The following is a 12607-nucleotide window of genomic DNA, read 5'->3' on the forward strand; positions in this document are numbered from 1 at the left end:
TTCAAACAATGACTTTCAGATGTCTGATTCACTTCTTTTTCACTGGAGCAAGTTTATGCCGGTGTATTACATTTCCCGGCCACTTGCTCACCTCAAAAGACGGTGAGATGGCTCCCGATGGTCACAATTATTAATCTCAAAAGCAAATATTATGGACAAGAAAAATACAGTTACAATCCGTCTTACAGACGAACAATTCGGCTGGCTCAGAGCACTCAGCCGACGCAGTAAACGCAGTCAAAGCGAAGTAGTGCGTTCACTCATCGAACACGGTACAGTACGCGAACGGATTACGAAAGAAAATCTTGACATCATCCGAAAACTGATTGGCGAAAGCACGAACCTGAACCAGCTTGCCAAACGAGCCAACGCTTACGGTTTTTATCGTGTGGCCGATGAGTGCCGTACCGCCGTTCAACAGATTTCACAACTTATAAAACAACTCAAGGATGATCGGTAAAATTGTCAAGGGCACATCGTTTTCCGGATGTGTAAACTATGTGCTGAAAGAAGATAAATCGCGCTTGCTGAAAGCGGTTGGTGTCTACGGTTCACCTGAAGAAATAGCGGAACAATTCGAGTTACAGACTTTACTGAACGACAAGGTCAAGAACACGGTCGGCCATATATCATTGAGCTTTTCCGCAGAAGACGGAGATCGTATCCGTGACGATGATGGGCTGATGCTGAAGATCGCCCACGACTATATGAAGCTGATGGGAATCGAGAACACGCAGTTCATCATCGCCCGGCATACTGACCGTGATCATCCGCATTGTCACATCGTTTACAACCGGGTAGATAATGACGGTCGTACCATCAGTGACAAGAACGACCGTTATCGAAATGAAAAGGTCTGCAAGATGCTGACAGCCCGTTACCGCTTGCATTTTGCCGAAGGGAAAGAGCATGTCAATTTCATGCGGTTGCGCCATCACGATAGGGTTAAGTATTTTATCTATCATGCCTTGAAACGAGAAGTTCCGAATGCCCGAAGCTGGAGTGAACTGCGACTGGCTTTACGGAGATATGGAATTGATACGCAATGGAAGCTAAGTCGCACGACCGGAGAAATGGAGGGTGTCAAGTTCACATGCAACCAACAGACCTTTAGCGGTTCCAAAATTGATCGTCAGTTCAGTTTTCTGAACATCGACCAGGAACTGAGATATAACGCTCTTTCTGCTACCATGAACCTACATCAGGTACAGGCAGAAACCATACGCGAGGAACCTCGGCATGAATATCAGCAGGAGAATCATTCCAGTATCAGTCTGGGATTGTTCACACCCTCTCCTACGGATTATGATAAAGAGGAAGCGATACAGGCCAACCGGCTTAAAAAGAAGAAAAAGAAACCGAAACGCAAGCGAGGTTTCAGTCTATAATCAATTTTTTATTAACCATCAAAATTCAAATTATTATGAACTATTCCGATTTTATTTACGATTTCAATCTCTATTTGTGTGAGAGATTTGGTTACAGAAATTGCTGTTCCGTCATGCATAACGCCAACGGCATTTGTGTTTCTGTTCATGTAGGCGAAATGGATTTATACATCCGTTTCTGGGAATACAGTTGTGGCGTAGGTCACTACCCCGACTGGAGCATAATCATTGTACGCAGCAACTTCAAACGAAACCAGCAGGAAAACCTGAAAGACCTTGCTCGCTTCTTCAAAGAATACGCCCCACGCTATGGTTACAAATACCTCTGCACCGAGGATGATGACTACAAGTATTATCAGACCCTTGGCCTGAAACTTATCCACAGAGGATTTTTCAGACAATATAATTATGGATTGCCGTTGAAGGAATTGGAGGTGTAACGTGGATTTCTTTATGGAGGAGAGGGAAATCCTCTCCTTTTATTTTGTATCACCATTACTTATCGTTAATAGAGGGATAAAATATCGTTGTTATTCGATATTATTCAGTCCGAATTTTCATAAATAACTTTACACAAAATAAAGAACAAACTACTTCATTGGGGACTTATAGTCCATATATGTTTTCCCTATTAACTGTACCTCCTTACTAATCGTATTTTTAAGTATTGCCTTGGTTATGTTTTGCGCATCAATTTTAATCTGTTTTGTTTCTGTATGATTCTCATATTCAAACTTGATTTCTTTAATCTTGATATTTCCGCAATCTGTTTTTATAAAAGCATCGTCAAATGGAAATACATAGTCTTTATTTTGTTGACAATTTTCAGGTAATTCTTCTTCTAATTTCTGTATATCTGCAATAATCTCATCTTTTGCATTTCTAATCTTATTTTCTTTAGTTGTTAAAGGAATATGGGTTGCATTAATCCATTTGTTGCTACTAGGCGAAAAACTCAAACAGTCCAGTCGTTTCTTATATAATTGGATATTAAAATCATGTTCTTTAGCCCAATCTTCATCAATAAGAAACAGTCTATGTCTAATAGAACTATCAATAGTTAATGTGGTTTCAGCAACAATAGCCTCTCCCTCTTCTGGTTCCCTTAATTCCATTAAATCAATCCCGTAATGCGCACCAAATTTCTTTGCACCTTCTTGATACCCCTTTTTAGTAACCATTATGCCTTTTACATTTTCTAAATCATAGAGGACACCAAAAAAGTCTCTCACTTTACCAATAGATACTGTGTGGTTATAATTCTTACACTCTATTACAATCTTAAATGTGGTATTATCATATTGATATTCCCAGTACACATCTATTTGATGCTTCTGGCCTGACTTTCCAGTCAATTTCACATTATGCTTAACATCTATATTCTTTACATACAAATTTTTCAAAATCTCATTATAAATCTCTTGAGTAAATTTCTCATATTCAATATTATCATTCATAAAAATCAATTTTAAGATTGTCTATACTTCAAAAGTAAACAATTTATCTTAATCAATATTGTCTAAATACACAATTAGTTAAAATAGAATTTGAAAATTACATTGTATATGATTTATTGACTAAAACAACATTTTCTTGTATGATAAGCAATATTCTTTCTAAATTAGAAATGAGATTGCAAGAAAAACATTAGTTTTGTAGCATATAATCATGGCATTATGGAAAATAAAGATTTGAATCGATTAAAAGTGGTGCTTGCAGAGAAGAAACGGACAAATAAGTGGCTTGCAGAAAAACTCGGCAAAGATCCAGCTACTGTCTCAAAATGGTGTACTAATTCTGCTCAACCTAACTTGGAGAATCTCATGGAGATTGCAAAATGTCTAGAAGTGGATGTTAATGAACTTCTAAGAATGAAATAATTGGTTTTAGACAACCAAACAGATGGACTAACATGGATGAGCAATAATTCATCCGAATTCAAAAGAACATACTACTTTTACTAATTTCAAAAGAAATAACCAATATGGCGGAAGAAATAAAAGATGAGATCGTTCTAAATGATGATGAACTGATCTGCGTCCTAACTGGAAATAAGAAAAAAGCAAATACTAAGGAACTGATGCTTCAATCTGTAATCCTTCAAATGAATGAGGAATATGGATTTGAAATGTCTGACATGAAACGTGATTTTACATTTTCTTTCCAAGATGATGAAGATAAACGTAAACGTGTCACAGTCGATCTTGCCATATTCCGTGCAGGCTCTGCCAAAGAACTTGAAAATCTTGAACGCATTTGTATCGTTTGCGATACCAAAGTGAAAGCTGCCGATTCCAAGAAAGGTGTTGAAAGCACATTGAATTATGCTCTACGTGCATCTTCCTGTGATTTTGGATTATGGACTAATGGAGATGAGCTTCATTTCAGTCAAAGAATAGAAGACGCAGTCGGCAATGAGAAGATTGTTGATATTGCAGACTTTCCAGGAGTCGACGAATCCATTGAAGATATGGAACGTAGAGGTGATCGTTCACAACCTCGTAAGCCTGCTAACGATTCGTTAATCAGAACATTCAAACGTTGCCATGATTATATATACGGAAATGAAGGAAGAAAGAAGGATGCTTTTTGGGAACTTCTAAATCTGATCTTCTGTAAGATTTATGATGAAAAGCGCAGATACCTTTGTGCAGAACGTAATGAATCGTATCATCGCCAATTCTGGGTTGGTGTAAAGGAGAGGAATACTGTAGAAGGTCAAAAGGCTGTGGCAAAGCGTATAAAATCTATCTTTGAACAGTTGAAAACCGATGCAATATTTAAGGAGGTATTTGCTGGAAATGAACAGATTTCATTATCTGATTATGGAGTAGCTTATGTTGCGTCTGAAATCGCAAAATACTCCTTTTTGGATGCTACAGTTGATGTCAAGGGTACTGCATATGAGACTATTGTCAGCAACACGCTAAAACAAGAGGCAGGTCAGTTCTTTACTCCTCGAAACGTAATAAAGTGTATGGTGGAGATTATTAATCCTACCATTAATTCTCGTGTACTTGATCCAGCATGTGGGTCTGGAGGTTTCATTGTTATGGTACTTGATCATGTCCGCAAACAGATAACCAAGAATATGTTTCCAGAATTAGATGGTGCATTACTTGAAGCAAAGGCTAATTCTGATACAGTAAATGCAAAAGTCAAGGAGTATGCTGAGAATATGATTTTTGGGTTTGATTTCGATCCAGACTTAAAGAAAGCAGCTAAAATGAATATGGTAATGGCTGGTGACGGTCATTCAAATATATATAATATTAATTCACTTGAATATCCTAATGGTACTCTTCCTGATGTAGATAGAGTCAGCGAATCTGTCGCTAATAGTGTAAAACACAAAGGCGATATAAAAGATTGTGATAGCGCTTACTCATTAGAAAATGCGATGGGTAAATTTGATTGTATTTTCACAAATCCTCCATTTGGCTCTAAAGTCGAGGTTGCTTCTACTATATCAGAGAATTATGAACTGAAAGCTTTCACTGCGCCTGAAGTTCTATTCATTGAACAGTGCTACAATTTCTTGAAACCAGGAGGAAAAATGGGAATCGTATTGCCAGATGGAATACTTGGTAATCCAAATACAGAACCTGTCCGTAAATGGATATTAGAACATTTCAAGCTACTTGCAAGCATCGACTTGCCTGTAGAGACATTTCTTCCACAAGTCGGAGTGCAAGCCTCGTTACTTTTCCTTCAGAAGAAAACGGCATTGGAACGCTTGGTTGATCCAAACAGCGAAATTTATGACGTGTTTATGGCAATTGCAGAAAAGGTTGGGAAAGACCGTAGAGGCAATGTCATTTATGAACGAGACGATGATGGTGCAGAACTCCTTTTTGTAGAAAAGAAAGAATGGGCCAGTTATAATCATAATGGAGAACTTATCGCACGACACCGTACAGAACGTGTAAAACATGTAGATGATGATCTGCCTAAGATAAGTATGGCTTATAAAAAATTTTTAGAGGGGCAAGCATGAAAACAAGTGTAATAAACTATTCAATGAGTCGTCAAAAAGGGTTAAGGTTCGACGCAAGCTTTTATTTATCAGACGGATTAACTGCAAGACGAAAGGTAGAATCATCTCCTTATGGAATATTCACTATAAAAGATGTTTCTATAAATATTTTTTATGGTAATCGGGCAAAACGTATATATGTTACAAAACCTGAACATGGGATTCCATTTTTAAGTAGTTCTGACATTTTACGAGCGAATTTAGAGAATGTGAAATTAGCATCAAAGCAATACACACCATGTATAGAGCAGATGACCCTTCGAAAAGGATGGATATTAATATCAAGATCAGGAACGATAGGAAACTGTGCATTTACAAATGCAAAACATGCTCAGAAGTTAGCTTCTGAGGATGTTATTCGGATTAATCCGAATAACATCCTCAAAAGCGGTCTGGTATACGCATATCTAGCTTCTCAATATGGTCATTCTCTTTTAACTCAAGGAACTTTTGGTGCTGTAATACAACACATAGAACCTGATTTTGTTGCATCATTACCTATCCCCAAATTTCCTAAAGCATTTCAAAATAAGGTGGATGATTTAATTCAAAACGCATCTACTTTAAGAGAAGAGGCTGCAGAGATACTGACAAAAGCGAGAAAAATACTCAAAGAAAAAGTACATCTTAGGGACTTGAGTCCAGATGATTATGATTACTTTGGGCCACACCCTTATTACCGAGAAGTCTCTTGCTTTGTCCGTAAACGTAAAGATATTGATACGACAACAATAAATGCATTTAATCATTCAGAGCGGATAAGAAATATCAAAACTCTTCTAAAGTGTAATACAAAACCATTATATGAGATCCTTTTAGGTGGAAAAACTTTTTCTACTGGATCGTTTCCACGAGTTGAAACGAAAAAAGGATATGGTGTCATGCTAATTAATCAATCTGATATATTTGATACAGTTATAAAAGGGAAATATATTTCCAAACGTAATGTAAATCTATCTAATTTAGTTGAATATGGAGAGGTCTTAATTGCAGGAGTTGGAACCCTTGGAGAGAATGAAACTTTTTGTCGAACCATTTTTGCAAATGAAGATTTAGTCGGGCAACTTGTGTCTGGTGAATTTATAAGAATGAAAACAACAGAAGAAGTACCATCCGGTTATCTTTTCGCATGGCTTTCATCAGACTACGGATTTAGATTACTTCGAAATACTCAAACAGGTACAAAATTGTGCAGACCCATACCTAGCTTAGTTTTACAAATTCCAGTACCTATTTTAGACTTCAAAGATATGTATGAAATTGATGAAATGGTAAGAGATGCACACACCAAACAGCATATTGCAAACAACAATGAAAAAGAAGCAATTTCAATGATAGAATGTGAGATAGAAAATAGGAACAAAGAAAATAACAAACATGATATTGGGTTGTAATTGTTTATTAAGAAGTAATAGGAAATTTAAAGTATTGAATAATATATGGCAAAAATATATATACCCAAATTTTCTGGAGGTCCTGTCAATGCAGGAGAAGAAAGACTCCTTAAGTTCTTGGAGCTAAAGCTACCTGATAATTTTTATCTGGTTCCAAATGGAGAATATCCGAGTATGAATGCACAGGGTGCAGTTCAATATTGGGAATATGACTGTATAGTCATAGCTCCTCATGCTATCTACGCCATAGAAAATAAAGACTATAAAGGACGAATAGAAGCAAATGATACTTCATGGTTTATAAATGATACAGAGAAGCCCAATCCAATAAAATCAGCTACTTTCAAAAGTAAATTATTAGCCAGCTATCTAAAAAAGAAAGATCATCGCTTTGGTTTGGCTTGGGTGGATGCTATTGTAACCCTTAGTTCTCTTGGACAAAACAAATCAGGTTTTGAAAGTGGCTCGTATTGCGATAACAAAACATTTCTCTTAAATGAAGAACTTGTGGACTATTTGATGGATCATGACCGCCTTCATAAGTCTGCAAATGCTATCAGCCATCTTCAATTACCGATTATGGAATATCTTGTCGGTAGCAGTGAGTCCAAAAAGAAGAAAAAGACAGAGGTCTGCAATTATATTATTGATGAAATATTAGAAGCAAATGATGACTATGTAGAGTATTTGTGTCATAGCAAGTTTTTACAGGATAAAAAGCATAAAGTTCGTGATTATGCTCTTGATAAAGAGGGCTTGTCACCTATGCAACTCGATAGGCACAATAAGTTGGTGCATAACGCTGAGATGAGTGAAGAGTTATTACCGGCCTCTCCTCTTATCATCAAAAGCCGTTGCCAAACTAGTGAAGACGGGAATCATTACTATGTTATTACCGATTATCTGGAAGAACATTCATTGCGCAGTGCCATGCAAAGGAATACTTTTACAGATAAAGATAAAGTTATGATTATCCTCGACTTGGGTAAAGCTCTTGTTTTGGCTCATGAAAATGGTATCATTCATCGTAATGTGTGTCCTGAGAATATTTATATTCAAGTTGATAGACATGCTGCTTTAGCCAATTTTGGCCTATCATATAATGTGCTGCATGAGCCTGACAAACAAAATATATCTTTAAGTATGGATGCGTTCGATCGTGATCCATATACATCAGAGGATGTACTCATTGGAGATTATTCGCCATCTTCAGATGTTTACTCTTTTGGAGTTATTGTCTATGAGCTTATGGTTGGCGAATTACCGTTCTCAAATTACTTGCAACTTAAAGCAAAGGGAGGCTCATTAACTGAAGACATGATGCCGAGCAAACGAAACCCTAATGTAGATCCTTGGGTTGACATTGTATGTAATAGAATTATAGTAGAAGATGCAAGCCATCGATGGTCTAATATTGAGGAAATCTGTGACTATATTTTTGAAGAGGCTATTGAGAAGAAATACGGTCAACAGGAAAAACATCCTGAAGCCAAAGACTGGAGTGAATTGAAAAATGGAGATATGATAACTCCTGAAATATCACTATACAAGGAGTTGGGTGAAGGTGGATTCTCAAAGGTCTTTCAAGCTATCCATACTCTTCAGCCCGGAGCAATGTTTGCTGTCAAAATATTCAAGGAAGGAGTTAGTCCACAATCTACAATAGATGAATTTAACGCACTAAAGGATGTTAATCATACGAATATTGTCCGTTTTAAATTTAATGGTACAACCTACGGTGGATTATTCTACACCTTAATGGAGTTCATCAATGGTAAGGATATAAGAGAATACTGCCTTGGAGATAAGTATTTTACTCTTCCTATAATATATAAGTTTATTCATGAGATGGCTTCAGCTCTCGTGTATCTTCATGCCAGGAAACTCAGGCATCGTGACATCAAGCCTGAGAACATTATCTTTGAGAAAAGTGGAAAGTTTGTTCTTATCGACTTCAATATCGCTACAAGTAATGTTCATGATCTTGACAAAGTTGGAACATGGCCGTATTTAGCCCCTGATTTAATGAATGGGCAGACCATGCAATGGGAAGATAGTGCAGATACATTTGCGTTGGGCATAACATTATATGAGTTATTGACACACAGCTATCCTTGGCCCGGCAAAAGAATACCTATTTTAGATAAGGTGCCAACAGATATTATGTCGTTAAATTCTTTAATAAGCCCAGACTTTGGAGCATTCGTCATGAAGGCAATCAATACACGACATGAAAATCGCTTCAAGACAGCAAAAGAGATGTTGGAGTCTTTAGAGGCTATTGGAGAATCTGGAATAGCGAAGAAAACAGAAGTCTCTGTCCTTGACTATAACGGACAAGAGCTGCGAATAGTTGATTATATCAATAGCCTTTATAGCCAAAGCCAAGGAGGGAATGCTGGAACACGTGCAGGATGGAAAGGCAATAATATATTGGACAAAGAGACATATACAAAGACAAAGTTAGATACCGACCTGCTTTCTGCAATTAAGGAAGGAAAATATCGTCTTCTGATTATTACAGGAAATGCCGGTGATGGTAAAACAGCGTTTATACGTCAGGTAGAACAATATAGCGATGAGATTAAGTATTTTGACGATACTCATAATGGAGCCCGTATTCTCTTGAATGGAATTGTATATCAGACTAATTATGATGGTTCTCAGGATGAAAAGAATATGAAGAACAGCGATGTTCTAACCGATTTTTTCAAACCATTTGAAGGATTAAATGCCGATTTCAATCAAGCACCAGAAGGCCGTATTATTGCCATCAATGAAGGTAGATTAATGGACTTTCTTGAAGGATCTCCTGAACATAAATTCCTCTATGATGCTATTGATGAATACTTTTATAAAGGTGGAATCGCCAAACTTCCTGATGGCGTAATGATTATCAATTTGAATCTACGTTCAGTAACAGCAAAGGACGATAATGGCAACTCATTACTACGTAAACAAATCAAGGCTTTGACGTCTCCTCATCTGTGGAGCAAATGTAGAACTTGCCCATTAGCGAGCAAATGTTTTATTAACTTTAACGTTAGCTCTTTTAATGATTCTGCTGTAGGAAACGAAATTATCACTCGTCTCGAGTGGATTGTAAGAACCATAGTTTATAAACGTGAAGTTCACATTACTATGCGAGACTTGCGCTCCATGATAGCGTGGATGCTGACTCGCGATTATACTTGTGACCAAATACCAGCCCTCATTCAAAGAGAAGAAGACATAAGAACTAAACTTGAAGAAGCTTCAGATACTTATACAAAGGCTGTATTACAGCAAGAATACGAACAGATACGCCTTGAAGAGTGGCTTAGGTTATATTTTAATGTAACAGCACCAGAAAGTGCTTATTTCCCTCATTTACGATCTGAGGATAGAATCATTAAATTGTTGCGAGAAACAGATATTGCAAATGTTGCAATTCCAGATAAGGATAGAGATTTGTATTATCGTGACAAAAACGAACTTGATTATTTGGCTTTTGCCTCTCGTTCTACGATACCATTGTTAGATGAATTCAATTCATTGCTAACAATTAAGCCAAGTTATGATATGTCACCTAAGGAGATAGAGTTCTTAAAGATACGCCATCAAACCTTTATCAGACATCAGTACTTTGAGGGAAAAGTCGATTTCATGCAACGAATGCCATATCAATCTATCAAAGATTTCTATGAGATTCTTAACAGTAATGATACAAACTGGTTAGCTGAAAAGAAACGTTTGGCTTATGCCATCTCATGCAGTGAAGGATGTTGGAATCCAGGAATTTCAACTCAACACCTGCTCCTATCTTCTTCAAGAGTAAATGATCCAAGTGGAAAGAGCTATCGAAGATTCCCGCTTGAAGACTTTGACTTGATGGTAGACACAAATGAACGCCTTACAGAGTTTCTTGAACACGAATATGATAATTTTATATTCAGGTACAAAAAGAACCATTCTGTTCAACTTACAGTGTCACTTGATTTGTATGAGATGTTGTACTATATCAAGAACGGATTTAGTCCGTCATTAAGCGATCTCAGAGGTCGTTTTATCGAGTTGCAGGTATTTAAGAACTTACTTGCTAGCGAAACCTACACTGAGGTCATTGTGACGAACAATGAGAAATCTTATTACAAGATTTCTTTAGATAGAAAAACTATGCAACTGATAGTTGACCCATTAAAAAAAGAGGAGGAATAAGCCATGCAAATGCCTATTATTGACAAAGAAGAAAAAGCCTTCCGCGATCCATATATATTTGCTTCAGATGTAAAAGCTATTACAATTGACAATGTTTTAGTAAATCTATTTATGCTCATGCGTAATAATGGAGCACGTATCAAGCTAATGTTAAAATCTGGAAAATTTCATGACATTAGATCGTTAAAGGAATATTTCATGATTTTAGAAAAGGAGCATTGTGTATCTGGCTATTCAGATAATCAAGAAGCTATTGAAAGTTGGCTTAGAAGTAGCCTTGTGAACATGGTGTATCGTGGCAAGGCGAAAGAAAATGTCGCATCTATGCGCCCACTACATTTGGAGAGCTACAGAATTAGGAACATTAAACACACAAAAGATTATAATTCTGCAGATCAGTTATTTATCATGTTAAGTCAGCGTCCAGAAGTCATGAAAGCTCTCAAAGATTATCTTTCAATCGGTTGGGACAATTCCAGCCGAAAATTGGTGGATAATTCGACTTTAGATGTTGATACTGCTGGTATTCTTCATTTAATTAAACTTATTGATATTGATACAAAAGCATCATCGTCTCAAATAGTTATTAAACCACTATTAGAAAAGCAGTCCAATCTTTTCTGTGATGACATAATGCGTCTTTTAGCATATCAACATAGTATTCCACGTTCAGTATTTATTGACTACCTGCGGATACTAGTTGGATTTCATCTGTCTCTGTATTTCCAAAAGCTCATATACCTGTTGCCTAAAATGGTTAAGGAAGGAACAGTTGATGTTATGGATGATTGGAGTCAGGTGGTAGATTTGACAGATAAGCTTGAAAGCGGCGTTGCTCCTATAGCATGTGCAGATATGGATAAAACATTTAATGGGTTAATTGATTATATCAAAGCCTCATATTCCATAAAAGTTATGCGACGAATAGTGACTCCTCACGCTTCTGTAGCAACAGCTCTTTCAATGATAAAGAATCCAGCTCTTGAAATCAACGCTGATATAAATGCCAATCTACGTAATATATTCAATAAATATTATGCTAATGTAAAAACGGCAGAAGAACAGCAGGAAGCAGAACAAAATGTAAAGGAACTGCAAGAATATCTTCAATTTGAAGAGACTCCTCTTGATAAATATGTACAATGTTTAATGAAAGTTGGTGCTGCGTATCAATTAAGGTATTCACGAGATTTCATTGATAAAGCTTCTATGAAAAATGAAGCGTCAGCATTCATCATAGATGGAAGAAGCCGTAAACATAGAAGACGTGGAGCTATTGGATCAAAATTATTAGAAGTATTGGTACAATTGCTAGTCATAGACCAAACTCCTTCAGGAGGATTAGAATCAAGACCCCTAAGTATTCGCCAACTTGCAAAAGAAATACGGGACAGATATGGTTTAATAATTGATGGCACAGATGAACCTCGATTTAAGGACGCCGACATTAAGACACATCTGGCATTTAAAGAAAACATGAACGCACTCAAAAACAAATTGCGGCAAATTGGTTTCTACACGGATTTAAGTGATGCTTCTTCTTTACAGAAGATTCGTCCGAGGTATAAGTTCAACCATTAATAAAAGAAACA

At 36.8% G+C, this 12607-nt stretch carries 9 protein-coding genes; 8 read left to right on the forward strand and 1 reads right to left on the reverse strand.

Going from position 1 to position 12607, the window contains the following annotated elements; genetic code table 11:
- The first annotated feature begins 151 nt into the window (after positions 1-151).
- The 3 genes from AC5RDS_RS15320 to AC5RDS_RS15330 are packed head-to-tail and all read left to right on the forward strand — an operon-like array spanning position 152 to position 1828.
- The gene (locus AC5RDS_RS15320) at positions 152-460 is read left to right on the forward strand and encodes a MobC family plasmid mobilization relaxosome protein (protein WP_122103750.1); all 309 of its coding nucleotides are present in this window, start codon (positions 152-154) and stop codon (positions 458-460) included.
- Entirely contained in the window at positions 450-1388 is a 939-nt protein-coding gene (locus tag AC5RDS_RS15325; protein WP_122103751.1) for a relaxase/mobilization nuclease domain-containing protein, read from the forward strand. The genes AC5RDS_RS15320 and AC5RDS_RS15325 overlap by 11 nt, the downstream gene beginning before the upstream one ends.
- A gap of 35 nt (positions 1389-1423) precedes the next feature.
- On the forward strand, positions 1424-1828 hold the full coding sequence (locus AC5RDS_RS15330) for a hypothetical protein (protein ID WP_005650970.1): 405 nt from the start codon (positions 1424-1426) through the stop codon (positions 1826-1828).
- Between the two features lie 150 nt (positions 1829-1978).
- On the opposite strand, the gene AC5RDS_RS15335 is transcribed toward AC5RDS_RS15330, so the two are convergent.
- Positions 1979-2845 (reverse strand): restriction endonuclease, encoded by an 867-nt coding sequence (locus AC5RDS_RS15335; protein ID WP_122103752.1) that lies wholly within the window; start codon positions 2843-2845, stop codon positions 1979-1981.
- A 219-nt stretch (positions 2846-3064) separates the two neighbouring features.
- Here AC5RDS_RS15335 and AC5RDS_RS15340 point away from each other — a divergent pair, with 219 nt between their 5' ends.
- The 5 genes from AC5RDS_RS15340 (at position 3065) to mads7 (ending at position 12596) form a co-directional block, all read left to right on the forward strand.
- Entirely contained in the window at positions 3065-3268 is a 204-nt protein-coding gene (locus AC5RDS_RS15340) for a helix-turn-helix transcriptional regulator (protein ID WP_118037839.1), read from the forward strand.
- A 104-nt stretch (positions 3269-3372) separates the two neighbouring features.
- Complete coding sequence (gene mads2, locus AC5RDS_RS15345) at positions 3373-5385, forward strand: methylation-associated defense system DNA methyltransferase MAD2 (protein WP_122103754.1); 2013 nt, start codon at positions 3373-3375, stop codon at positions 5383-5385.
- Positions 5382-6818, forward strand: coding sequence for a methylation-associated defense system restriction endonuclease subunit S MAD5 (gene mads5 / locus AC5RDS_RS15350; RefSeq protein WP_122379504.1), 1437 nt, complete (start codon positions 5382-5384; stop codon positions 6816-6818). Before mads2 ends, mads5 begins: the two co-directional genes overlap by 4 nt.
- Before the next feature lie 45 nt (positions 6819-6863).
- On the forward strand, positions 6864-11015 hold the full coding sequence (gene mads6 / locus AC5RDS_RS15355) for a methylation-associated defense system protein kinase MAD6 (RefSeq protein ID WP_122103756.1): 4152 nt from the start codon (positions 6864-6866) through the stop codon (positions 11013-11015).
- A 9-nt stretch (positions 11016-11024) separates the two neighbouring features.
- Positions 11025-12596, forward strand: coding sequence for a methylation-associated defense system protein MAD7 (gene mads7 / locus AC5RDS_RS15360; RefSeq protein ID WP_134820283.1), 1572 nt, complete (start codon positions 11025-11027; stop codon positions 12594-12596).
- The last annotated feature ends 11 nt before the right edge of the window (positions 12597-12607 follow it).

The organism is Odoribacter sp., assembly GCF_985060555.1.